Here is a 23,707-nt window from a genome sequence, read left to right as displayed (position 1 = left end):
TCTAGCCAGCCGCTAGGGTGATGGGGCCGCCGCCCACCCCTCCCCGCCCCGACCGGGCATGTCGCGCAGGAGCACCGTGTCGTCGCTGACCAGGCTGAAGCTGTCCTCCGGAGCAGATCGGGCCATGTTCATCGTGGCCCTGGGCATCATGGCGGCGGTGAGCCCCATGGCCACGGACATCTACCTGGCTTCGATCCCGGCGGCGGCCGAGTACTTCCGGACCCCGATCACGGCGGTCCAGCTCTCGCTGAGCACGTACATGATCGGCATGGCCCTGGGGCAGCTCGTGCTGGGGCCCGTCTCCGATCGCCTGGGGCGCTATGGCCTGATCGTGGCCGGCACCTCGGTGTTCACGCTGAGCTCGGCGGGCATCGCCCTGTCCACGAGCATCGAGATGATGCTCGTGCTGCGCGCCGTCCAGGGCATCGCCGGCGCTGCGGGCGTGGTGGTCGGACGTGCGATGGTCTCGGACACGGTCTCCGGCATCGAGGCCGCCAAGGTCTACACGCTGCTCGGCACGATCACCTCCATGGCGCCCATCGTCGCGCCGCTGATCGGCGGAGTGATCGCCTCGCAGGCGGTGTGGCAGACGGTCTTCTGGCTGCTCACGGGCTTCGGCCTGCTCATGCTCACCGGGACGCTCGTGGTCCTCAAGGAGACGCTGCCTCCGGCCGAGCGCAGCCGTGCCGGCCTGGTGGGGATCTTCGAGGGGCCGTGGCGCATGCTGGGCCAGCCCGTGTTCATGGGCTGGGCGCTGGCCCTGGCCTTCGCCTTCGGCTGCCTGTTCTCCTACATCTCCGCCTCCTCGTTCGTGCTCCAGAACATCGTGGGGCTCTCGGAGCTCGGCTACTCGGTCGTCTTCGCCCTCGGCGCGCTGTGCGGGCTGCTCGGGGGCCTGGTCAACGTCCGCCTCCTGAACCGCTTCTCCCCGGGCGCCATCCTGCGCACGGCGCTGATCGCGCTCAGCTGCATCAACCTGGTGGGTCTGGCGGCTCTGCTGGCCGGTGCGCCGATGTGGACGCTGATCGCCCACGTGGTGGCCGCCCAGGCGTGCTTCGGATTCGTGATGGGCAATGCGATCGCGCTGGGCCAGGCCGAGGCGCGGCACCGGGCCGGGGCCGGCTCGGCGGTTCTCGGGCTGCTGCAGTTCCTGCTCGGAGGGATCGCCAGCCCGCTGTCCGGACTCGGCGGCGACAGCACCGCGGTGCCCATGGCGGTGTGGATGCTGATCTTCTCCGGACTGGCGCTGATCTGCGCCGTGACCGCCCTGCGGCTGTCCCGGCGCGCCGACGCCGACTGAGCGGACCAGCGACGGGCAGGCCTGTCGACACACTTCTCCCGTGAGCAGGCCGAGCACCGGCTGGCAATCACCTGTGTGCTTAGATGCTTTCGGATGGGGCGTGTCGCGCGTCTCTCCGGCTCCAGACTCCCTGACGAGAGGACCCCCCGTGATCCAGGACCTGCTCGACCAGCTCGCGGGCATCGGCTCGTACTGCTTCACCCCCGGCTCGATCGATGCCGCCCAGTGCTTCGGCAGCTTCGGGTCGATCATCTGGGGGCCCTTCTGCCTCATCCCGCTGATGCTGCTCACGGGCATGTACCTGACCATCCGCCTCTCGGGCCTGCAGCTGCGCAAGCTGGGCCCGTCGCTGCGCCTGGCCCTGCTCGACCGGGCGGACGACGACGCCGTGGGCGGCGACGTCTCCCAGTTCCAGGCGCTCACCACGGCCCTGGCGGCCACGGTGGGCACCGGCAACATCGTGGGCGTGGCCACCGCGATCTCGATCGGCGGCCCCGGCGCCCTGTTCTGGATGTGGGTCACGGGCGTGTTCGGCATGGCCTCCAAGTACTCCGAGGCCTTCCTGGGCGTGCGCTTCCGCACGACCGATGCCAAGGGGGAGATCTCGGGCGGGCCGCAGTACTACCTGCAGCGCGGCATCCCGGGCGGCATCGGCAAGTTCCTGGCCCTGTTCTTCGCGGTGGCCGCAGCGCTGGCGTCGTTCGGCATCGGCAACATGACGCAGGGCAACTCCATCTCCTCGAATGTCGAGGGCTCTTTCGGCATCCCCCTGTGGATCACCGGAGCGGTGCTGGCCATCCTGACGCTCGCCGTGCTGGTGGGCGGCATCAAGTCGATCGCCAAGGTCTCCTCGGGCTTCGTGCCGATCATGATCGTGTTCTACGTCGTGGGCGCGATCTGGATCCTGATCGTCAACATCGTCGACGTCCCCGCGGCGATCGCCCTGATCTTCACCGACGCCTTCTCCGGGACGGCCGCCGTGGGCGGCTTCGCCGGCTCTGCGCTGATCCTGGCCGTGCAGATGGGCGTGGCCCGCGGTGCGTTCTCCAACGAGTCCGGCATGGGCTCGGCCGCCATCGCCGCCGCCGCCGCCCAGACCACCCACCCGGTGCGCCAGGGCCTGGTGTCCATGACCCAGACCTTCATCGACACGATCATCGTGGTGACGTTCACCGGCCTGGTGATCATCACGACCGGCGTGTGGGAGCAGGGCTCGGACTTCGCCGCGACCATGACAGGCGACGCCTTCTCGCACGGCCTGCCCGGCAACTGGGGCCACTACGTGGTGACCATCGGACTCGTCCTGTTCGCCTACTCCACGATCCTGGGCTGGGCCTACTACGGCGAGCGCTGCATGGAGCGGCTGTTCGGCCGGCGGGCCGTCATGCCCTACCGCGTCGTGTTCTCGATCGTCGTCTACATCGGCTGCACCGTCCCCCTGGCGGTCGTGTGGAACTTCGCCGACGTCATGAACGGCCTCATGGCGATCCCCAACCTGATCGGCCTGCTCGTGCTCTCCGGGCTGATCTACCGGGAGACCAAGCACTACCTCGACAACGATCCGCAGCTGCGGGCCGGCAAGGCGCAGATCGACGCCTTCATGGCGGGCCACCCCGGCGGCATCGACACGTACGAGTCGACCGGGCGCTGAGCGCACTCGGGAGGGGCCTGCCGGCGGACCGGCAGGCCCCTCGTCGCTTTTCCACGGCAAACGACGACGACAGCTTCCCCTGCGGCAGCCGAGCGTGCCTAGGGTGGGAGCATGAGCGAACTCAACCACCCTCTGGCCCTGAGCGGCGACGCCGGGATCGCCACCGTCTACGACCAGGGCGCCCACGTCGCCTCCTGGACCCCGTTCGGCCACGACCCGGTCCTGTTCGTGTCCCGGCGCTCCGGATTCCAGGTGGGCACGTCCATCCGCGGCGGGATCCCCGTGTGCTTCCCGTGGTTCGGCCCCGGCCGCAGCGGGGACCGGAAGCCGGCGCACGGATTCGCGCGCATCGTGGACTGGGCGCGGGTGAGCACCGAGCAGGATGCGGCGGTCTTCGAGCTCACCGACGCCGCGCTGTCGCAGGAGCACCGGGAGTCCTTCCCGCACGCGTTCCGCGCTCGGCTCTCCGTGCGTGCCGGGGCGTCGCTGGAGGTCGTGCTCAGCGTGGAGAACACGGGGGAGGAGGCCTTCGAGATCGAGGAGGCGCTGCACACCTACCTGGCCGTCGGCGACGTCCGGGAGGTCGAGGTGCGCGGCCTCGAGGACGCCGAGTTCATCGACAAGACGCAGGACAATGCGCTCGTGCCCGCCGCCGGCCGGTCGCTGCGGCTGACGGGGGAGACGGACCGCGTGTACCTCTCGGGCGGGCCCGTGACGGTCGAGGATCCTGTGCTGGGCCGGCGCCTGCGCATCACCATGCGCGGAGCTGCGGACACCGTCGTGTGGAATCCGTGGAGCGAGAAGGCCGCGGCCATGTCCGACTTCGGCGATGAGGAGTGGCCGGCCATGCTGTGTCTCGAGGGCGCCAATGCGCTCGAGCACGCCGTGCGGGTCGCACCCGGCGAGGTCCACGAGCTCGGCTATCGGATCGACGTCGGGACCGACTGAATCCATCGAGAGCCTGCTGCCCGGACATGCGAACGCCCCCACCGTCACGGTGGGGGCGTTCGCATGTTCTCGGGGCGGCAGCTGTCAGCGGCTGCGCCCGGGCGGAAGCGGAGCGCTCAGCTCACTTCTTGCCCTGAGCGATCAGGCTGGCGCCGATCGCGGCGAGCCAGACGTCCTTGGACAGCGGCGTGCCCTCCTGGGAGGGGCGGATGCCGTCCGCCTGGGTGAGCTCGTCGTTGCGGAAGTACATGCTCAGCATGCCGGCGGAGAACGCGAGCAGAGCGGCGCCGGCCAGGCGCTTGTTCACGAACGGGGTGACCAGCGCTGCGCCGATGCCGACCTCGGACAGCCACAGGAACTGCCCGAAGGTCTTGTCGTCCCACTCGCCGAACTGCGGGATGCCGCTGGCGGCCATGCCCTTGAGGTGGCCGTAGGCCTCCGCGGGGAGGTCCTTCTTCCCCAGCCCGGACTGGATGAGGTAGGCGCCGGAGACGCCGCGGAGGATGGCATTGGAGAGGCGCATTCGTGCTCCTTCAGGTCGGGGGTGTCGGCTCCCGCGTGCCGCGAGGAGCCGATGGGTGATCCGTCACGATGTTAGCAGGGCCTCCCGGGGTGGGCAGGTGCGCGTCGGGGCGCCGGCCCCGCTGAGCGAGGGCCGGGCTCGTGCTGCGCCTCACGGCGGTCAGGGGCCTATTCATGTAGGGTCGATGAGTTGCACATGGCACTGCCCGCCGCGCACCGGACCCGACGGCCGTTCATCGGCCCGGGACGTGAGATCTGAAGCGAGATGGGCAGGCAGCGCGTCGAACACCCCGCGGGCACGCGGACGGCGCAGGACGCAGACGGACCCTCGAGGGCAGACCTCGGGTCTACGCCTGCAGCGGACCGGGAGCTCGGAAGCCCCGGACGTCACTGCGCGAGTCCGGTACGTCGCCTCCACGCGGATCGTGAGATCGGCGCACCCCGGCCGGCCGATACCGGCGCCGGGACATCCGATCGAAAGTGCTCTTCCCTTGACGTCCTTCATCGACCTCGGCGTGCCCGAGGCACTGGCTCGTGTCCTCTCCCAGCACGGGATCGACCAGCCCTTCCCCATCCAGACCAAGACCCTCCCGGACTCGCTGTCCGGGCGCGATGTGCTCGGCCGAGGCCGCACCGGCTCCGGCAAGACCATCGCCTTCGCCCTTCCCCTGGTGACCCGCCTGGCAGGCCTGGCCCAGGGAACCAGCCGCGCGCCGCGCAGGGCCAACCGGCCCACCGGCCTGGTGCTGGCCCCCACTCGCGAGCTCGCCACCCAGATCGATCGGGCGATCGCTCCACTGGCCGAGGAGGCCGGGCTGTCGACCACCGTGATCTTCGGCGGCGTCTCGCAGGTCCACCAGGAGCGCGCGCTCTCCCGCGGCGCCGATATCGTCGTGGCCTGCCCGGGCCGCCTCGAGGACCTGCTCAAGCAGGGGGTCCTGACCCTCGACGACATCCGCGTGACCGTGATCGACGAGGCCGATCACATGGCCGACATGGGTTTCCTGCCCGTGGTCACCCGCATCCTCAAGCAGACCCCGGACGACGGCCAGCGCCTGCTGTTCTCGGCCACGCTCGACGGCGGCGTGGACGTGCTGGTCAAGAAGTTCCTGCACGACCCCGTCACCCACTCGGTGGATGCGCCCAAGGCCGCGGTCTCGACCATGGAGCACCACGTGCTCGTGGTCGATGCCGATGAGAAGCAGGCGCTGATCGAGACCCTGGCCTCCGGCACGGGTCGGCGCGTGATGTTCACGCGCACCAAGCACCGCGCCAAGAAGCTGGCCAAGAAGCTCTCGCAGCAGGGCATTCCGGCGGTGGACCTGCAGGGCAACCTCTCGCAGAACGCGCGCGACCGGAACCTGGCGAGCTTCTCCCAGGGCGATGTCCGCGTGCTCGTGGCCACCGACGTGGCCGCCCGCGGCGTGCACGTGGATGACGTCGAGCTGGTCGTGCACATCGATCCGCCGGCCGAGCACAAGTCCTACCTGCACCGCTCCGGTCGCACGGCCCGCGCCGGCGCCCAGGGCCAGGTCATCACGATCGCCACGCGCGAGGAGCGCCGCGACGTCGAGAAGCTCATGAAGCAGGCCGGCGTGACCGCCGAGTTCTCCGAGGTCTCGATCGGCTCGCCGGTCGTCGCCGATCTCGTGGGCGAGCGCGCAGAGCGCGTGGAGTACGTGGCTCCGGCCCAGCAGCAGCCCTCCGGCGGCCGGGGTGCGCGGCGCTCCGGCGGCCGCGGCGGCGAGGGCCGTCCCGCCCAGCGCCAGGGCGGTCGTCAGGGCTCCGGGCCGCGGCGGCCGCGGCGGGGACGACGCCCGCGGCGAGTCCCGCGCCGAGGGCGGCCGCTCGCGCGGCGGCCGCGGCGCACGGCCCGAGGCCCAGGGCGGCCAGCGGGGCGGGCGCTCCGAGGGCCGCGCCGGTGAGCGCGGCCAGTCCCGCTCGGGCGGTCGCGGTGGACGCGGCGCCGAGCAGGGCCAGGCCCAGGGCCGGCGCGACGGAGGCCGCGGAGGCCGTCCGGTCCAGGGCGGCGGCCGCTCCGGCGGCGGTCGTCCCGCCGGCTCGGGCCGCGGACGCAGCGGCGGCGCTCGCAGCACCGCTGCTCGCACGGACGCCCCGGCAAGCGCTGTGGCGCTGCACGGCACCGCGGACGCGGTGGCCGATCGCGCCACGCAGGCAGCGGCTCGTCGTCGTGACCGCCGCGCCGGCGGCTCGCCGCGCGGCTGAGTCCCTCGCCGTGAGGCGCCGGGCAGGCTCGGCCGATGCGGCCGAGCCTGCCCGGTCCCACCTTGAGCCTCCGGGCCCCGTCCTCCCAGGACGACCGGACCCGGATAGGCCGGAAGCCCGGGATCTCCGTGAGGAGGTCCCGGGCTTCTGCCGTGCCCGCAGGCTCGGGGATCAGCCGCGGTTCAGGCGCAGCACCTGGCTGGCGGGGCGTCGGGTGGCCCGCTCGAGCTCGGCGCGGGAGCGATCGGCGGCATCTGCCCCAGCGGAGGCCTCGGACGGATCCCCCTGCAGATCTGCCGTCATGTCACAGCGGGGCAGCTCGGGCACCAGCGGGCCGATCGAGCGCAGCAGCTCGAGGGTCACGTCCTCGTGCCGGGCCACGGGCACGAAGCCGGGCTCGGTGGGGACCTCTCGCTCGCCGGGGACGATCACCACCGGCATGCCGGCGGCAGTGGCCGACTGGGCGCCGGCGATCGAGTCCTCCACGGCGATGCAGTCCTCGGGGGGCCGTCGTGAGCCGCTCGGCGGCCGTCGAATAGGGCTCCGGGTGCGGCTTGGCGTGCTCCACGTCCTCGCGCGAGACCGCCGCGCGGATCGCGTGCGGGGCTGCCGCCGCGGTGCCCGCGATGACCGCGGCCAGCGCATTGGTCACGATCGCGGCGGGGATCGCGGCCTCGGCGAGCTCGTCGAGCAGCTGCGGGCGTGCGGGCAGGAAGGGGACGTGCTCGGCGGTCGCCGCCGCCACCTCGGCGCCGATGCGGTCGGTGACCTCCTGCAGCTCTCCCTGCGCTCCGCGATCGAGCATCAGCTGCGCCGACTCCTGGACGGTGCGGCCCAGGGTGGCCATGTCGTCCTCCTCGGTCCACTCCTGGCCGAACGAGCGGGCCACGGTGCGCTTGGCGATGGCCCACTCGGGCTCCGTGTCCACCAGGGTGCCGTCGTGATCGAGCAGGACGGCCTTGGGCCACGAGCGGTGCTGGGGATCCAGCCACTCGAGCAGGGCCAGGGAGAGCTGGCGGTGATCGGTCAGATGGACGGTTCCCCGCTGCGGGTCCACGGGCAGGGCCCCAGGGACGACGACCACGGTCATGCCCGCGGCCTGGGCGGCCTCCACGCCGGAGGGGGAGTCCTCGATCGCGATGCACTGCGCCGGGTCCACCCGCAGGCGGCGAGCGGCCTCCTGGTAGCCCTCCGGGGACGGCTTGGCGGCGATGCCCTGGGCGAGCTCGCGGTCGCCGATGATGACGTCGAACATGTTCTCGGGGCCCTTGGCGGCCGTGTGCTCGGCGATCTCGGTGGTGGCGTTCGTGACGATCCCGGCCGGGATGCCGGCAGCGGCCACCTCCTCGAGCAGCGACTCGACACCCGGGATGAGCTCTGGGTCCTGCTCGCGCAGCAGCTCGCGGGACAGCAGCACCAGGCGCTCGCCCATGGCCCGGTCCTCGAGCTCCACGCCGCGCTCGCGCAGCCGCTGCAGCGTCAGCCCGATCGACCGGCCCATGACGTCGTCGGTGTCCTGGGCGGTCCACGTGCCGCCGTGCTCAGCGGCCAGCCGCCGCTTGGCCAGGTCCCAGAGGGGCTCGGTGTCCATCAGGGTGCCGTCGTGGTCGAACAGGACGGCCTGGGGGAAGGTGCGAGAGGACATGCGCACCAGCCTATCGGCGCTGGGCGGACTCGGATTCCGACAGCGGGCGGATGGGCTCGGTGATCCGGTCGCGGTCGTAGACCACCAGGGCGTCGTTCTCGAGCAGCGTCTCGCTCGCCACGATGTTGCCCGTGCGCTTGTCCCTGGTGCTCCGGCTGACGATGTTGTGCCGGCGCACCTGCAGCTTCCCGGTCTGCGGGTCCAGCGCCTCGTAGAACCACCCGTCCTCCTCGCGGACATGGAACTTCTGGTCCAGGGGAGCATCGGCGCGCAGCTCGCCGCGCAGGTGCTCGTCATCCGTGCGGACCCGGAACTGGAAGGTGATGCCGGTGTCGTTGCGCAGGCGGTAGTCCAGGAAGTTCCACACGATGGAGGTGCCGGTGCCGAACGGGATCTGCCGCTTGAAGTCGGGGAAGAGATCCAGGCCGGAGTGGTGGTGGTGCTCCACAATGCTCAGCGGCGAATGCAGCGCCATCCAGTGCAGGAGGTTGGTGAACTGGCACAGCCCGCCTCCCACCCCGGTCTCCGCGCGGTCGTCGAAGATCACCACGCCGGGCTGGAACCCTCGCCTGGAGCTGGGCTCGCCCACCAGCCGCCAGAAGGAGAACGTCTCTCCGGGGCGGATCAGGATCCCGTCCACGTGCGGGGCGGCCAGGCCGAGCGAGACGGCCTTCCCCTCCTGCAGCTCGGGCTGCGCATTGCCCAGACGGCGGCGGATCAGCGAGTTGTGGGTGTAGACCTTGACCGGCAGCGACTCCTGCGACGCCTGCCGCGCGAAGCTGCTGCGCCGCAGGCCGTCGGCGATCCTGCGCTGCATCCGGCGGCGGGCGAGGGCGATCTGATAGGTCGTCGGCGAGAGCTCGGAGAAGAGACGGCGTGCCATGATCTGCCTCCTTCGGCGTCGGGGGCACGCCATCCAGGGTAGCCCTCCGGTTTGCAGAGGGGAACAAGTGACGCCGAGGGGCGGCGCAGCCTCAGTCGTGGGCGGGGCCCAGAGCCTCGTGGCGGCGGTGCGATGCGGGCTCGAGCTGGAAGGTGGTGTGCTCCACGGCCACGGGGAAGTGCTCCACCGTGCACAGCTGCAGCGCGTCCAGGACGGCGGGCAGGGAGCCGTCGTGGAAGCAGTCGTCGTCCACCACCACGTGCGCGGTGAGCACGGGCACCCCGGTGGCCACCACGGAGGCGTGCAGATCGTGGATCGCCGCCACGTGCGGGACGGTCTCCAGGTGCTCGCGGACCTCGGTCACATCCAGACCGCGGGGGGCGGATTCGAGCAGCACGGAGCCGGACTCGCGCAGCAGCATGAGCGCCCGGGGCAGGATCAGCAGCGAGATCAGCAGGCCGGCCAGGGCATCGGCGCCGGTCCAGCCGGTGAAGTGGATGACGGCGGCCGCCGCGATCACGGCGACGGAGCCCAGGGCGTCGTTGAGCACCTCCAGGAAGGCGGCGCGCATGTTCATCGAATCCCCGCGCCCGCCCGCCAGAACCAGCAGCGAGGCGATATTGGCAGCCAGGCCCACGGCGCCGATCACGGCGAGCAGCACCACGTCCGTGTCCGCGGCCGGCGGGGGATCCAGCAGCCGCCGGACGCCCTCGACGATCGCGTAGAGGCCGACCACGAGCAGGACGGCGGCCTGCATGCCCGCGGCCAGGATCTCGGCGCGCAGCCAGCCCCACGTCCGGTGCGAGGAGCTCGGCCTGGCCGCCAGCGAGGCGGCGAGCAGGGCCAGCAGCAGACCGCCGGCGTCGACGAGCATGTGGGCGGCATCCACGAGCAGGGCCAGGGAGCCGGTGATCACCGCCCCGATGACCTCGGCAATCAGGATGCTCGACGTGATGGCGAAGGCGATGGCCAGGCGGCGACGGCCCGCACCCGCTGCATGGTCGTGGGAGTGCCCGCCTCCGTGCGCATGGCCGTGACTGTGGCCGGAGGCCTCTGCGGCGGCGCCGTCGGGGACGGCATGGGCGCTGCGGGTCTGCGCGCAGGCATGGTCGTGGGGGCGGGGGATCGTGGGGCGATCAGCCATGGCGCACCTCCTGCAGCACGGGGCCTCGTCGACGCCGACCCTTCCGGAAATTATCACGCCGCCGGCAGCTCCACTGCCGCCGGTGCGGTGCCCGGCCCCGTGAGCGCTGGGCGGGAGCGTCGGAGAGCGCTTCTAGGATGGAGCCATGAGCGCCCCGCTGGATGACCCCCGACGCCGCGGAGCCGTCGCCCGGACGGTGCCCCTGCTGGCTCCGGTGATGCCCCTGCTGCTGGCCGCCTGGCTCGCGTTGTCCTCCGCACCCGTCGGCGGGCCCGGGCAGCGCTGGCCGATCTGGCTCGGGGCCCTGGGCGCCCCGCTGGCGCTCCTGCTGTGGATCGCCGCGGGCATGGTGCTCGCCGATGCCCGCCGCTACCTCCAGCGCCGTGCCCGGCCCCTGACCTGCTGGCTCATGGTCGTCGCCTGGGCCCTGGCCGTGGCGCTGGGGGCGCTGCTGCCGGACCTGGTCCGCGGCGAGCCCGCCTCGATCTTCCTGGTGGTCTTCCCCGGTGCCACCGCCGGGCTGAGCTCGGGCTTCGCCAACACCGTGGGCGTGCTGATGTTCGCGGCGGCCGCCGCGAGCCTGCTGGCCGCGGCCCTCGACGTCCGCCGCACCCGCCTGCTGAGCCGCGGCGTGCCCCTCATCCCTGAGCCCGAGGACGAGGACCGCCTGCGCGAGCAGTGGCTCGACTCCTTCCGGTGACCGCGCCTGCACCCCTCCCGCCGAACAACGGATCCGCACCATGAACAAGGCCCTGACCGCTCTGCGCGACGGACTCCTGCCGCCGTCCCTGCGAGGCGATGAGCCCGCGGGACAGGGGCGTGCCGCGCAGTCGTCGTCGCACGCGGACAGCGGCGTGGTCACGGTCCCCAATGCCTTCACCGCGCTGCGCTTCCTGCTGATCATCCCGGCGGTCATCGCGATCCTGCAGATCCAGGAGCGGCCCTGGATGCCGCTGGTGCTGGTGGCGATCTTCTCGCTGACCGACTGGGTCGACGGCTTCCTGGCGCGACTGCTGGACCAGTTCAGCGAGTTCGGCGCCAAGCTGGATCCGATCGCCGACCGGATCGGCCTGGGCCTGGTGATCATCGCGCTGACGGTCGAGGGCATGCTGCCGCTGTGGGCGATCCTGGTGATCGCCGCGGTCGATGTGGCGCTTCTGGTCATGCTGGTCCGGCTGCGCCTGCGCGAGGGCATGGCGGTCACCTGGGCGGGCAAGCTGCGCACGGCCCTGACCATGCTGGGCGTGGTCGGGGTGCTGGCAGGGCCGGCCTTCGACTGGTCCTGGCTCACCGCCCTGGGCTCGGTGTGCGTGCAGGTCGGCGCCGTGCTGCACGTGCTCAACGGGATCGGCTACGCACGCACCGCCCTGCGGATCAGCCGCGGCGCATGACCGCCTGCTCCACCCCGGCGGAGTCGGTGATCAGCGCCACGAGCTCGAAGCCGCTGCGCTCGTAGAGCCGACGGCTGCCCGGGGTGGTCGACTCGAGGCCCACGGGCAGGCCCTCGGCGCGGGCCAGGCCGTGCTCCAGCAGGGTCGAGCCCACGCGACGGCCCTGCGCGGCCGGAGCCACCGTGAGGTAGGACAGGCGCCAGTGCGGCTCCTGGGGGTGCAGGCGGTCGTAGGTGCGGCTGTCCTGCTGCTGCTTCTGCGGGTCCGTCCCCAGGATCTCGCCAGCGCTGCGCTCGGCCTCCCGGGCCGCCGGGTCCTCGTGGGCCTTCGACTCGGGGCGGTCCCAGACGGCCGCACCCAGGATCTGTGGACCCTGATCGCCGTGCAGCTCCGCGACGTCCACCGCGGCATGGGGCAGCCAGACCTGCTCGAGCAGCAGGCGGTAGTGGGCCTCGAGCCGCTTGGTGAGGTCCTCGCCCGGCGCCGCATGGGCGCGGGCCCACGGATCGTCGGTGAAGGCCAGTGCCATCACTCCGGCGATCGTCTCGAGGTCCTCGGCGCTTGCCGGGCGGACGCGGATCGCGGTCTCGGAGGTGGTCATCGCGGAGCCTTTCGGGTCGGGACTGCGCCGCTACGGAGCGCGTCGGGGCAGCGGGGCCACACTATCCAGTCCGGCGGCGGCCCTGCAGGGCATTCAGCGCCTGGCCTCCGAGAGCCACAGGGGGATGACGCCGCGCACCACCTCGGTGCCGTCGCGCAGGTGGGCCGTCACGCGCACGGGCACCTCGCAGGGGAGGGGCTGCTCCCAGTCCGCCGGGTCGGTCTCGGCCAGGCATCGGACGTCGCCGGGGACCTTGGCCACGTAGTCGAGCCGAATGCCCTTGGGGATCCAGCGCGTGCCCTCCGGCAGCGTGGCTTCGGCCAGCAGGCCCATGGCCGCCTCGAGTCCGTTGCCGACGGCCAGGGCGTGGACGGTGCCGATGTGGTTCTGCACCGCGCGCCGCTTGCGGATCTGCACCACGGCGCGGTGCGGGGCCATCTCGAGGACCTGCGGGCGCACGGAGGCGAAGTAGGGGGCCTTGAGCATGTAGGCCAGGGAGAACGCTCGCTTCCCCAGGGGGCGGGCGGCGAACTGCTGGTACATCCGGTAGGTGGAGGTCATGCCCCGATGGTAGAGAAGATAGCGGGGAGAGGTGTCGAGCATCACTCCGGTGACGCAAGCCCGTGCCCATGGTGTATGGCGCAATAAACTTGAGTGGAGTAGACTCAAGTCAAGACAACACAAGAGGCGTCGAGGTCCGCAGGAGTGCAGCGGGCGGCAGCGCCGGAACAAGGAGGAACCTGTGGACACTCAGCTGACCACTCGCTCGCAGGAGGCCGTCTCGGCGGCGGCCGCTGCGGCCTCGACCGGAGGCCACCCGCAGATCGAGCCCCTGCACCTGCTGGACGCGCTGCTCCAGCAGCGCGACGGCGTCGCCGTCGCCATCCTGGAGGCCGCAGGCACGGACGTCGCCGCACTGGCCGCGGCGGTCACCGCCAAGCTCGGCGCGCTGCCGTCGGTCTCTGGCGACACTGCCAACCAGGCCCAGTTCAACCGCGCCGCCCTGCAGGCGGTCAAGGCGGCCGAGGCCTTCGCCCGCGAGCTCGGGGACGAGTACGTCTCGACCGAGCACCTGCTCTACGGCATCGCCGAGGGCCAGGGCGCTGCGGCCGAGCTGCTGGCCTCGGCCGGCGCCTCGCCCGCGGTCATCCGGGAGACGATCCCCAAGGTGCGCGGTGACCGTCGCGTGACCTCGCCGGATCCCGAGCAGACCTTCCAGGCGCTCGAGAAGTACGGCACCGACCTGACCGCGATCGCCCGCGAGGGCAAGCTCGATCCGGTGATCGGGCGCGACGGCGAGATCCGCCGCGTCATCCAGGTGCTGTCGCGGCGCACCAAGAACAACCCCGTGCTGATCGGCGAGCCCGGCGTGGGCAAGACCTCGGTCGTCGAGGGTCTGGCTCAGCGCATGGTGGCCGGGGACGTCCCCGAGTCGCTGCGCGGCAAGACCCTGATCGCCCTGGACATCGGTGCCATGATCGCCGGCGCCAAGTACCGCGGCGAGTTCGAGGAGCGTTTCAAGGCCGTCCTGGATGAGATCAAGGCCTCCGAGGGGCAGATCGTCACCTTCATCGATGAGATCCACACCATCGTGGGCGCCGGCGGCGGCTCCGAGGGCGCCATGGATGCGGGCAACATGCTCAAGCCCATGCTCGCCCGCGGCGAGCTGCGCCTGATCGGTGCCACCACGCTGGACGAGTACCGCGAGAACATCGAGAAGGACGCCGCGCTGGAGCGCCGCTTCCAGCAGGTCTTCGTGGGGGAGCCGTCGGTGGAGGACACGGTCGCGATCCTGCGCGGGCTCAAGGAGCGCTACGAGGCGCATCACAAGGTCCAGATCGCCGACAGCGCCCTGGTGGCGGCTGCGAGCCTGTCCAACCGGTACATCCCGCAGCGCCAGCTTCCGGACAAGGCCATCGACCTGATCGATGAGGCTGCCTCCCGGCTGCGCATGGAGATCGACTCCGCTCCGGAGGAGATCGACCAGCTGCGCCGCCAGGTGGACCGCCTGACCATGGAGGAGCTGGCCCTGGAAGGGGAGACCGACCCCGCTTCGGTCGAGCGGCTGGCCGCACTGCGCAAGGACAAGGCGGACAAGCAGGCCGAGCTGGATGTCCTGAACTCCCGGTGGGAGCAGGAGAAGGCCGGGCTGAACCGCGTGGGCGATCTCAAGGCGCAGATCGATGAGTTGCGCTCGCAGGCCGAGCGCGCCCAGCGCGGCGGCGATCTGGGGGAGGCCTCGCGCCTGCTCTACGGCGAGATCCCGGCTCTGCAGAAAGAGCTGGAGCGCGCACAGGAGCAGGAGGACGCCGCTGCCGATCGCGAGCTCATGGTCTCGGAGGAGGTCACCGCCGATGACATCGCCGAGGTGGTCTCCGCCTGGACGGGCATCCCCGCCGGGAAGATGCTGCAGGGCGAGGCAGAGAAGCTGCTCGAGATGGAGTCCATCCTGGGTCGGCGCCTGATCGGCCAGAAGAAGGCCGTGAAGGCGGTCGCCGACGCCGTGCGCCGCTCGCGCGCCGGCGTCTCCGACCCCGACCGCCCGATCGGTTCCTTCCTGTTCCTCGGCCCCACGGGCGTGGGCAAGACCGAGCTGGCCAAGGCGCTGGCCGAGTTCCAGTTCGACGACGAGCGCGCCCTGGTGCGCATCGACATGTCGGAGTACTCGGAGAAGCATTCCGTCGCCCGTCTCGTCGGGGCCCCTCCGGGATACGTGGGCTACGAGGAGGGCGGTCAGCTCACCGAGTCGGTGCGGCGCCGGCCGTATTCGGTCGTGCTGCTCGACGAGGTCGAGAAGGCCCACCCCGAGGTCTTCGACATCCTCCTGCAGGTGCTCGACGACGGCCGCCTGACCGACGGACAGGGCCGGACCGTGGACTTCCGCAACACGATCCTGATCCTGACCTCGAACCTGGGCAGCCAGTTCCTGGTGGATCCCGAGCTCGACGAGACCGCCAAGCGGGAGGCCGTGATGAACGTGGTCAATGCCTCGTTCAAGCCGGAGTTCCTGAACCGGCTCGACGCGACGATCATGTTCGATCCGCTGAGCACCGAGGACCTGTCGCACATCGTCGAGATCCAGGTGCGCGAGCTGGCGCGTCGCCTCGAGCCGCGCCGCTTGCGCCTGGAGGTGACCCCGGCGGCCCGCGAGTGGCTGGGGCTCGCCGGGTTCGACCCGGCATTCGGCGCCCGGCCGCTGCGCCGCCTGGTGCAGCAGGAGATCGGCGATCGGCTGGCCCGCGGTCTGCTCGCCGGCGACATCGTCGACGGCGACACCGTCCGCGTGGATGTCGATCCGAGCATAGACAGCGACGGGCTGGTCGTCACCGCCGAGCGCGATTGATCGTCAGACGCCGCAGCCGCCCGGCGGTCGCCCCTTCCTCCCGCGGAGGGGCGACTGCCAGGTCTCTGCCAGGTGGGGCCGGGTCGATCCAGGAGCGTTCGAACGTGTACCCTGGGGCCACGATTCATACGCACATCACCGGGGCAGCACTGTGTGTCGACTGGCTGCCGACCGGAACCGAGAGACAGAGGGGGTCACGCTCATGGGGCGCGGCCGTCAAAAGGCGAAGGCAACGCGACAGGCTCGGGAGATGAAGTACTTCACCCCCGACACCGACCTCACCGCACTGCAGCGCGAGCTGCGGCAGTCGGGGCCGACCGAGAGTCGGCGCCCGGCGTTCGAGGACGACCAGCACAGCGCGGTCGACTCGCACTCCGAGGATCAGGACAGCTACGAGTACGACGATCGTCGCCGCTGAGCCTCCCCTCTCCTGAAGGGGTCAGCCGGTGCGAACGGCGTGCGAAGAGCCCCCCACCGTTCGGTGGGGGGCTCTTCGCGCGCCAGCTGATCTCGGGGCGGGCGCCCCGTGGGCTGTGAGCGACTCCTCGCGGGGCTCGATCGCTCAGCCGGCGTAGTCGCCGACCAGGTGCACTGCGCCGCCGTCGACGCCCTTGGCTCCCTGCACCCAGTCCGGTCCTCCGCCCAGGCCGTCCCCCGGCAGGTCCTCGACCTGGCCCATGATCCAGGCGTCCATGCCGCGGGAGTGCAGGCGGGCCAGGGCGGAGTCGGCCGCGGACGGATCGACGACCGCGATCATGCCCACGCCCAGGTTCAGCGTGCGCTCCAGATCGGGCTGCGGGACGCTGCCCAGCGCGCCGATCAGCTGGAAGACCGGCGGAACCGACCAGGTCCCACGATCGACTACGGCCACGGTGCCCTGCGGCAGCACGCGGGCCAGGTTGGCGGCCAGTCCTCCGCCGGTCACGTGGGTGAACCCGCGCACACCCGAGCCGGTCGTGCCGTCAGGGCCGTTGACGGGGAAGGAACGGGCCAGATCCAGGACGTCGGCCGCGTAGACGCGGGTGGGCTCGAGCAGCTCCTCGCCCAGGGTGCGCCCGAACTCCTCGACCTCGCGCTCGAGCGACCAGCCGGCCACGTCCAGGACGCGGCGGACCAGGGAGTAGCCGTTCGAGTGGATGCCCGAGGAGCCCATGGCGATCAGGACGTCGCCCGAGCGCACGCGGTGCGGTCCGAGCAGCTCGTCGGCCTCGACCACGCCGGTCGTGGCGCCGGCGACGTCGTACTCGTCCGGGCGCAGCAGGCCCGGGTGCTCGGCGGTCTCGCCGCCCACCAGGGCGGCACCGGCCGCGGAGCAGGCGGCGGCGATGCCGCGCACGATATCGGCGATGCGCTCCGGCACCACCCTGCCCGTGGCGATGTAGTCGGTCATGAACAGCGGCTCGGCGCCGACCACCACGATGTCGTCGACGACCATGCCCACCAGGTCCCAGCCGATGGTGTCGTGGATGTCCAGGGCCTGGGCGATCGCGACCTTGGTGCCCACGCCGTCGGTCGACGAGGCCAGGTACGGCTTGCGGTAGCCGGTCAGCGCCGAGGCGTCCCACAGCCCGGCGAAGCCGCCGAACCCGCCGACGACCTGGGGCGAGTGGGTGTCCTTGACGGCGGCGCGCATCAGCTCGACCGCGCGGTCACCGGCCTCGACGTCGACGCCGGCCGAGGAGTAGGTGATGCTCTGGGCCGCGTCTGTGCTCTTCTGATCGGTCACGATGCTCCTGGGGTGGCGTGGTGGTCGTGAGGTGTGCGATGCGGGGCCGACGGCCGCGCTCAGCGCTGGGACGAGCTGTGCTCGTGGGAGGTGCGGGTGTCCTGCTCCAGGACCAGGTCCTCGAGCTCGGAGTCGGGTCCTGGATCGCACGAGCCGACCTCGGAGGAGGGCTCGGCGTCGTCGGCCAGCCGGATGCGCTCGCCCGAGGCCTCGACGGTCTTCTCCTCGCTCGCGGCGGCTGCGGACTCAGTCCGGCCGTGGGGCGCCGATGGGGCGCGACGAGCCTCCACGACGGACTTGCCGAGAGCATCGGCTGCGGGCAGCTCGGTGGGATAGCGCCCGGAGAAGCACGCCGTGCACAGCTCGGAGGGCTCCTGCCGGGTGGCCTCGATCATGCCGTCCTCGGAGATGTAGCCCAGGGAGTCGGCGCCCAGGGAGGCGCGGATGTCATCGACGGCCAGCCCGTTGGCGATCAGCTCTGCGCGATTGGCGAAGTCGATGCCGTAGAAGCAGGGCCACTTGATGGGCGGCGAGGAGATGCGCACGTGGATCTCGGCCGCGCCGGCCTCGCGCAGCATGCGCACGAGCGCGCGCTGGGTGTTGCCGCGCACGATGGAGTCGTCGACCACGATCAGCCGCTTGCCCGCGACCACGGACTTCAGCGGGTTGAGCTTGAGGCGGATGCCGAGCTGGCGGATCGTGTCCGAGGGCTGGATGAACGTGCGGCCGACGTACGAGTTCTTGACCAGGCCGTTGCCGAACGGGATCCCGGAGGCCTCGGCGTAGCCGATCGCCGCCGGCGTGCCGGATTCGGGGGTGGGCATGACCAGATCGGCCTCGACGGGGTGCTCGCGGGCCAGGGCTCGGCCCATGTCCACGCGGGACTCGTAGACCGAGCGGCCGTGGATCGCGGTGTCCGGGCGGGCCAGGTACACGTACTCGAAGACGCAGGCGGCGCGACGGGCCTCGGCGAAGCGGTGCGAGCGCAGGCCGTCCTCGTCGATCGCGATGAACTCGCCGGGCTCGACCTCCCGCACGAACGAGGCGCCCACGATGTCCAGGGCGGAGGTCTCCGAGGCCACGACCCAGCCGCGCTCCAGGCGGCCCAGCACCAGCGGGCGGATGCCCTGCGGGTCGCGCGCGGCGTAGAGGGTGTGCTCGTCCATGAAGCTCAGGCAGAAGGAGCCCACGAGCTGCGGCAGCAGCGCCAGCGCGGCCTCCTCGAGGGAGTCGTGCGGGTGCTCGGCCAGCAGCGAGGTCACCAGGGCGGTGTCCGTGGTGTTGCCCCGGGCCATCTCGCCTCGCGAGGGGAAGCCCGACTTGTCGATGAGCTTGTCGTAGAGCTCCGCGGAGTTCGTGAGGTTGCCGTTGTGGGCCAGGGCGACCGTGCCGTGGGGCGTGGCGCCCAGGGTGGGCTGGGCGTTGGTCCAGGTCGAGCCGCCGGTGGTCGAGTAGCGGCAGTGCCCGACGGCCATGTGCCCGATCAGGGTGTTCAGCGTCGTCTCGTCGAAGACCTGGGAGACGAGCCCCATGTCCTTGTAGACGCTGATGCGCTCGCCGTTGGAGGTCGCGATCCCCGCGGACTCCTGGCCGCGGTGCTGGATCGCGTACAGGCCGAAGTACGTCAGCTTGGCGACGTCCTCGCCGGGGGCCCAGACGCCGAAGACCCCGCATTCGTCCTGCGGAGCCCTGTCGTCGTCGAAGGTCTCGTGGGTCAGTCGTCCATCAGGTCGCAGCACGGGTTCAGTCTCCCACGTCGGCGGATCGGTCGTTCGGGGCGGCGGTGCGGGACTCCAGGTGAGCCTGCACCTCCCGGGCTCGTCGCACCGAGATGCGGTCGGCGACCACGTAGGCCACCGCTCCCAGGGCCATGCCGAGGAGTGCGAAGATCACCGCCATGTAGCCGATGACCTGGGTGGTCGTGAACTCCACGTTGCCCGATCCCAGCACGCCGATGACGATGCCCGCGATCAGGCCGATCGCTGCGCCGGTGCCCAGGAACACGGAAACCCTGGGCGCCCGGCGGAGGCTGAGGGTCGTGAGCTGCTCCTGGTCCTCGACGGGAGCCGTGGAGCCGTGGAGCGGGGTGGTCGGGGAGTCTTCGGAGGGCATGGGTCTCAGGATAACGGCCGCGGAGGCCGAGCGATCCCGCCGGAGGCCTCGCGCTGGGAGGCGTGCGTCTCAGGCCCCGAGCAGCGGCAGGACGCCCGAGAGATCGGTGCGGGTCCCGGAGGCCGCCACTCGGCGATCGGCCTGGCATCGGCCCAGCTCAGGCGCCCGGTGGCCAGCTCGAGCCACGTCCGGGCATCGGTCTCGACCACGTTCGGCGGGGTGCCGCGGGTGTGGCGCGGGCCCTCGATGCACTGGGTCACGCCCAGGGGCGGAACGCGCACCTCCACCGAGTTGCCCGGCGCGCGCTCGGCGAGCTCCTCGAGGGTGAAGCGCACGGCCGTGGCGATCGTGCTGCGCGGGGGCTCGTCGTCGCGTCGCCAGGCGGCCACGGCCAGGGTGCCGTCGGCGGGATCGATTCGTCGCCGGGCCATCAGCCGCGCCTCCGGGCTCCGGCCGGCTCGACCGGCTCCTGCCCGTGCTCGCGCAGGACGTCGACGACGGCGGGGGCCAGCTCGAATCCGCCCACGACCGCCTCGGCGCCCGTGATGGACGGGGTGGCGTCCTCGATCACGGGCCGGGCCCGCTCGGGGTCGATCGCCCCGACGGCGATCAGCAGGTTCAGGCCCACGAGCGCGTTGATGCGCCCGGAGCCGTCGAGGGTCTTGACGGCCACCGAGTAGCCGTCGGTGGTGCCCAGCCCCAGCACGCCCTCGGCGCCGAGCTTGGCGATGACGTCGAGCTGCTCCATGATCACGGTGTTCGACCGGCCGGGGCCCTCGACGAACTCGGGGTAGTCGAGCATGGCGGTGGCGACCGTGGCCATGCGGGCCTCTGCGCGGATGTTGCGCGCGGCGGCGCCCAGGGAGGCGAACGCCCTGCCGAGTCCGCTCAGCGAGATCGCGGCCAGGGGAGCCCCGCAGCCGTCGACCCCCACGAGGGAGGGCTGCTCGCCGGTGGCCTCGGCGATCACGCGCAGCACCTCCTGCTGCAGCGGGTGCTGCGGATCCAGATAGGTCTGCGGATCCCAGTCGTTGACCGCGCATGCCGCGAGGAAGGCCGCGTGCTTGCCCGAGCAGTTGTAGAACAGGCGCGAGTCCTGCTCCTCCGGGCGGTGGCGCCCCACGGCCGGGCACTGCAGGGCCGTCTCCGCCACGCCGGCCTCCTCGAGGATGGAGCGCACGGCGGCAACCTGGTCGTCGTCGGCGCGGTGGGAGCCGGAGGCGATCGCGATCTGGCCCAGGCTGAGGATCGCCCCGGAGTTCATGGCGGCGATCGTCTGGAACGGCTTGAGAGTGGAGCGGGGGAAGATCGGCGTGTCGACATCGCCCAGGCTGATCAGCCGGGAGCCGTCCGGGCCGGTCACCACTGCGGAGCCGATATGGCGGGTCTCCACGAAGCCGCTGCGCCGCAGGCGGGCGATCTCCACGGCGGAGGAGGCGGCGAAGGTCTCGTCGGGACTCGGATTCTGCATCGTCATGGCCCCAGTATCGGGCATGGGCGGGCCCGCGCACCCGGTCCCGGGTGGGCACTAGGCTGGCCCCGTGAAGATTCTGGTCATCGGCTCAGGCGGTCGAGAGCACGCCATCGTCCGCACCCTCCTGCGAGATCCGGCCGTGAGGGAGGTGCACGCAGCCCCCGGCAACGCCGGGATCTCCCGGGAGGTGCCGGTCCATCCGGTCGACCCCCAGGATCCGGCTGCGGTCCTCGCCCTGACGCGGACGATCGGCGCGGACCTGGTGGTCGTCGGCCCGGAGGCCCCGCTCGTGGCGGGAGTGGCCGACGCCCTGCGCGCCGAGGGCATCGACGTGTTCGGGCCGTCGGCCGAGGCCGCACGGCTCGAGGGCTCCAAGGCCTTCGCCAAGGAGGTCATGGACAAGGCCGGGGTGCCCACGGCCCAGGCCCGGACCTGCACGACCGAGCAGCAGGTCCAGGACGCCCTCGACGCGTTCGGCGCTCCGCACGTGGTCAAGGACGACGGCCTGGCCGCGGGCAAGGGCGTCGTGGTGACGGAGGACCGCCAGGCGGCCGCGGCCCACGCGCTGGCCTGCCTCGAGGCGGGCTCGACCGTGGTGATCGAGCAGTTCCTGGACGGCCCCGAGGTCTCGCTGTTCGTGATCTGCGACGGCACCGAGGCCGTGGCCCTGACCCCCGCCCAGGACTTCAAGCGCATCTTCGACGGCGACGAGGGCCCCAACACCGGAGGCATGGGCGCCTACACGCCGCTGCCGTGGCTTCCGGCAGGCTTCGCCGACGAGGTCGTGGCGACCGTGGCCCGTCCGGTGCTCGAGGAGATGGCCCGCCGCGGAACCCCGTTCAACGGCGTGCTGTTCTGCGGCCTGGCCGTGACCTCCGAGGGCCTGAAGGTCATCGAGTTCAACGTGCGCTTCGGCGACCCCGAGACCCAATCCGTGCTGGCGCGGCTCGTCTCGCCGCTGGGCCAGCTGCTGAAGGCGGCGGCCCAGGGGCGGCTGGCCCAGGAGCAGGCCTCGCCCGACGACGGCCCCCCTGCCGCTGCGCTGGAGCTCGCGCAGCTCGGTCAACGTGGTCGTCGCCTCGGCCGGCTACCCGGGCACCGTGCGCACCGGCGATCCGATCACAGGCATCGAGGAGGCGGAGGCGCTCGAGGGCGTCGAGGTCATCCATGCGGGCACGGCGCACGGCACCGGCGCCCAGGACGGGGCCGTGCTCAGCTCGGGAGGCCGCGTGCTCTCGGTCGTGGCCCTGGGCGATGACCTGGCTCAGGCCCGGGCCCGTGCCTATCAGGGCGTGGAGCTGATCCGGCTGGAGGGCTCCCAGCACCGCACCGACATCGCCGAGGGCGCCCTGCGAGCGCAGGCGCGCGCGCAGGCCGAGGACGAGGCTGCGGCACCGGCGCCTGCAGTTCCGACGGCAGCTGCCGCCGCCCAGGGCGAGCGTCGACCGGAGCATCCCGAGTTCCCCGGCCACCCCGCCCCGCCCGAGCTGCCGGGCTGGAGGCACATCTACTCCGGCAAGGTCCGCGAGCTCTACGTCCCCGAGGACGAGCACATGGCGGCCACGGGCGCGTCCGTCGGCGATGACGCCGAGTACCGGGCGGGCAGCGTGCTGGTGCTGGCCACCGACCGCATCTCGGCCTTCGACCAGGTCCTGCCCACTGAGATCCCGGACAAGGGAGTCGTGCTGACCCAGCTGTCGCTGTGGTGGTTCGAGCAGCTCAGCGAGGTCCCCAACCACCTGTGGAGCACCGATGTCCCGGAGGAGGTCCGCGGACGGGCGGTGATCTGCAAGAACCTCTCGATGTTCCCGGTCGAATGCATCGTGCGCGGCTATCTGACCGGCTCCGGGCTCAAGGACTACCGCCGCGACGGCGAGATCTGCGGCGTGGCCCTTCCCGAGGGGCTGGAGGACGGCTCGCGGCTCGAGGAGCCCATCTTCACGCCCACGGGCAAGGCGGAGGTCGGCGAGCACGACCTCCCCATCACCTTCAAGGAGATGTCCGAGGGCATGGGCACGGCCGTCTCGGAGCGGCTGCGCGAGCTGAGCCTGCAGATCTACGCCCGCGCCGAGGCGATCGCGCGCGAGCGGGGGATCATCCTGGCCGACACCAAGCTCGAGTTCGGCCTGGACTCCTACCGCGGGGCCATCACTCTGGGGGATGAGGTCCTGACACCGGACTCCTCCCGGTTCTGGGATGCCGAGACCTGGCAGCCGGGGCGCTCGCAGCCGTCGTTCGACAAGCAGTACGTGCGCGACTGGCTGCACAGCGAGGCCTCCGGCTGGAACGGCGAGGGGCTGGCGCCCGCGCTGCCGGCTGATGTCGTGGAGCCCACGCGGGCCCGCTACATCGAGGCGTTCGAGCGGCTCACGGGGCGCAGCTTCAGCCCCCAGGGGCCCTTCCTGGAGGTCGACGCCGTGGACTGATCGGGTCCCCTCCGGCGGCTCGGATCCCGGGGCCCGCCAGAAAATCCCGAGAACCTGGACCAAAGTCCATAGTGCGAATGCATGGACTCGTCGGATACTCGTGGTGAGCGAAAGCCGTGACGACCAGACGCGGCTGACGACTCGGTGAGGAACTCCTCGCCGCGCTCCCGGGAAGTTCCACCTTCCGGATCCAGGGCGCAGCGCGGAGTCCGTGTCGGTGTCGCTCCTGAAGGACTTGTCGAGGACCGGTGCTCTCCCCACCGCCTCGGCTCCGGACAGCCGCGCGAGGACTGGATCCCCTCGCAGGACGGCGCG

The 23,707-nt window shown here is 71.7% G+C and carries 19 protein-coding genes and 4 pseudogenes; 11 read left to right on the top strand and 12 right to left on the bottom strand.

Translation table 11 applies throughout. The features are described 5' to 3' along the window. Positions 1-76: 76 nt before the first annotated feature. From OVA15_RS08620 to OVA15_RS08610, 3 genes are all read left to right on the top strand, one after another. Positions 77-1,300 (top strand): multidrug effflux MFS transporter, encoded by a 1,224-nt coding sequence (locus OVA15_RS08620; RefSeq protein ID WP_268144364.1) that lies wholly within the window; start codon positions 77-79, stop codon positions 1,298-1,300. Between the two features lie 211 nt (positions 1,301-1,511). Then, the gene (locus OVA15_RS08615; protein WP_268145674.1) at positions 1,512-2,951 is read left to right on the top strand and encodes an alanine/glycine:cation symporter family protein; all 1,440 of its coding nucleotides are present in this window, start codon (positions 1,512-1,514) and stop codon (positions 2,949-2,951) included. 111 nt (positions 2,952-3,062) lie between these two features. After that, positions 3,063-3,899, top strand: coding sequence for a D-hexose-6-phosphate mutarotase (locus OVA15_RS08610; protein ID WP_268144362.1), 837 nt, complete (start codon positions 3,063-3,065; stop codon positions 3,897-3,899). Between the two features lie 121 nt (positions 3,900-4,020). On the opposite strand, the gene OVA15_RS08605 is transcribed toward OVA15_RS08610, so the two are convergent. Then, on the bottom strand, positions 4,021-4,422 hold the full coding sequence (locus OVA15_RS08605; protein ID WP_006213830.1) for a hypothetical protein: 402 nt from the start codon (positions 4,420-4,422) through the stop codon (positions 4,021-4,023). A 490-nt stretch (positions 4,423-4,912) separates the two neighbouring features. On the opposite strand from OVA15_RS08605, the pseudogene OVA15_RS08600 reads away from it, so the two are divergent. Beyond that, positions 4,913-6,647: pseudogene (locus OVA15_RS08600) on the top strand (DEAD/DEAH box helicase). A gap of 171 nt (positions 6,648-6,818) precedes the next feature. Here OVA15_RS08600 and OVA15_RS08595 read toward each other — a convergent pair. The 4 genes from OVA15_RS08595 to OVA15_RS08580 all read right to left on the bottom strand — a co-directional run bounded on the left by OVA15_RS08595 (position 6,819) and on the right by OVA15_RS08580 (position 10,319). After that, entirely contained in the window at positions 6,819-6,950 is a 132-nt protein-coding gene (locus tag OVA15_RS08595; protein ID WP_268144360.1) for a hypothetical protein, read from the bottom strand. A gap of 1 nt (position 6,951) precedes the next feature. After that, entirely contained in the window at positions 6,952-8,292 is a 1,341-nt protein-coding gene (locus OVA15_RS08590) for an HAD family hydrolase (protein WP_268144358.1), read from the bottom strand. A gap of 10 nt (positions 8,293-8,302) precedes the next feature. Further along, positions 8,303-9,175: a VanW family protein gene (locus OVA15_RS08585; protein WP_058870754.1), complete on the bottom strand. Its 873-nt coding sequence runs from the start codon at positions 9,173-9,175 to the stop codon at positions 8,303-8,305. A gap of 91 nt (positions 9,176-9,266) precedes the next feature. Then, complete coding sequence (locus tag OVA15_RS08580) at positions 9,267-10,319, bottom strand: cation diffusion facilitator family transporter (protein ID WP_053447893.1); 1,053 nt, start codon at positions 10,317-10,319, stop codon at positions 9,267-9,269. Positions 10,320-10,464: 145 nt separating this feature from the next. On the opposite strand from OVA15_RS08580, the gene OVA15_RS08575 reads away from it, so the two are divergent. Then, on the top strand, positions 10,465-11,019 hold the full coding sequence (locus OVA15_RS08575; protein WP_268144354.1) for a hypothetical protein: 555 nt from the start codon (positions 10,465-10,467) through the stop codon (positions 11,017-11,019). A 40-nt stretch (positions 11,020-11,059) separates the two neighbouring features. Continuing rightward, entirely contained in the window at positions 11,060-11,710 is a 651-nt protein-coding gene (locus OVA15_RS08570) for a CDP-alcohol phosphatidyltransferase family protein (protein ID WP_006213822.1), read from the top strand. On the opposite strand, the gene OVA15_RS08565 is transcribed toward OVA15_RS08570, so the two are convergent. Continuing rightward, positions 11,694-12,311 carry a GNAT family N-acetyltransferase gene (locus OVA15_RS08565; protein WP_268144351.1) on the bottom strand — a complete coding sequence of 206 codons (618 nt, stop codon included), beginning with the start codon at positions 12,309-12,311 and terminating at the stop codon, positions 11,694-11,696. The two genes, OVA15_RS08570 and OVA15_RS08565, sit on opposite strands and share 17 nt — an antisense overlap. 93 nt (positions 12,312-12,404) lie before the next feature. Continuing rightward, on the bottom strand, positions 12,405-12,872 hold the full coding sequence (locus tag OVA15_RS08560; protein ID WP_024289820.1) for a hotdog fold domain-containing protein: 468 nt from the start codon (positions 12,870-12,872) through the stop codon (positions 12,405-12,407). A gap of 181 nt (positions 12,873-13,053) precedes the next feature. Between OVA15_RS08560 and clpB the strand changes: the two genes are divergently transcribed. Further along, a complete protein-coding gene (gene clpB, locus OVA15_RS08555; RefSeq protein WP_268144349.1) occupies positions 13,054-15,654 on the top strand; it encodes an ATP-dependent chaperone ClpB in 2,601 nt (866 codons plus the stop codon). Between the two features lie 202 nt (positions 15,655-15,856). Next, entirely contained in the window at positions 15,857-16,072 is a 216-nt protein-coding gene (locus OVA15_RS08550; RefSeq protein WP_024289822.1) for a DUF3073 domain-containing protein, read from the top strand. Between the two features lie 144 nt (positions 16,073-16,216). Here the strand turns inward: OVA15_RS08550 and purM are convergent, their stop codons facing one another. The 5 genes and pseudogenes from purM to OVA15_RS08525 all read right to left on the bottom strand — a co-directional run bounded on the left by purM (position 16,217) and on the right by OVA15_RS08525 (position 20,969). Then, positions 16,217-17,380: a phosphoribosylformylglycinamidine cyclo-ligase gene (gene purM / locus OVA15_RS08545; protein ID WP_268144347.1), complete on the bottom strand. Its 1,164-nt coding sequence runs from the start codon at positions 17,378-17,380 to the stop codon at positions 16,217-16,219. Between the two features lie 59 nt (positions 17,381-17,439). After that, positions 17,440-19,119, bottom strand: a complete 1,680-nt coding sequence (purF, locus tag OVA15_RS08540; protein WP_006213816.1) for an amidophosphoribosyltransferase — start codon at positions 19,117-19,119, stop codon at positions 17,440-17,442. Between the two features lie 4 nt (positions 19,120-19,123). Next, complete coding sequence (locus tag OVA15_RS08535; protein WP_061712195.1) at positions 19,124-19,492, bottom strand: hypothetical protein; 369 nt, start codon at positions 19,490-19,492, stop codon at positions 19,124-19,126. 69 nt (positions 19,493-19,561) lie between these two features. Further along, positions 19,562-19,923: pseudogene (locus OVA15_RS08530) on the bottom strand (sterol carrier family protein). Beyond that, on the bottom strand, positions 19,923-20,969 hold the full coding sequence (locus OVA15_RS08525; RefSeq protein ID WP_268144343.1) for an asparaginase: 1,047 nt from the start codon (positions 20,967-20,969) through the stop codon (positions 19,923-19,925). The pseudogene OVA15_RS08530 and the gene OVA15_RS08525 overlap by 1 nt, the downstream one beginning before the upstream one ends. 64 nt (positions 20,970-21,033) lie before the next feature. Between OVA15_RS08525 and purD the strand changes: the two are divergent. The 3 genes and pseudogenes from purD to OVA15_RS08515 all read left to right on the top strand — a co-directional run. Then, a pseudogene (gene purD, locus OVA15_RS08520) lies at positions 21,034-21,918 on the top strand (phosphoribosylamine--glycine ligase); the annotation flags it as partial. 115 nt (positions 21,919-22,033) lie between these two features. Continuing rightward, positions 22,034-22,249: pseudogene (locus tag OVA15_RS13455) on the top strand (phosphoribosylglycinamide synthetase C domain-containing protein); the annotation flags it as partial. Between the two features lie 204 nt (positions 22,250-22,453). Next, on the top strand, positions 22,454-23,392 hold the full coding sequence (locus OVA15_RS08515; RefSeq protein ID WP_268145672.1) for a phosphoribosylaminoimidazolesuccinocarboxamide synthase: 939 nt from the start codon (positions 22,454-22,456) through the stop codon (positions 23,390-23,392). Positions 23,393-23,707 lie beyond the last annotated feature (315 nt).

The sequence above is a fragment of the Kocuria sp. SL71 genome (assembly GCF_026672465.1).
Classification (GTDB): Bacteria; Actinomycetota; Actinomycetes; order Actinomycetales; family Micrococcaceae; genus Kocuria; species Kocuria palustris.
The sequence above is the reverse complement of the archived record's forward strand: the minus strand, read 5'-3'. Positions and strand labels throughout refer to the sequence as shown.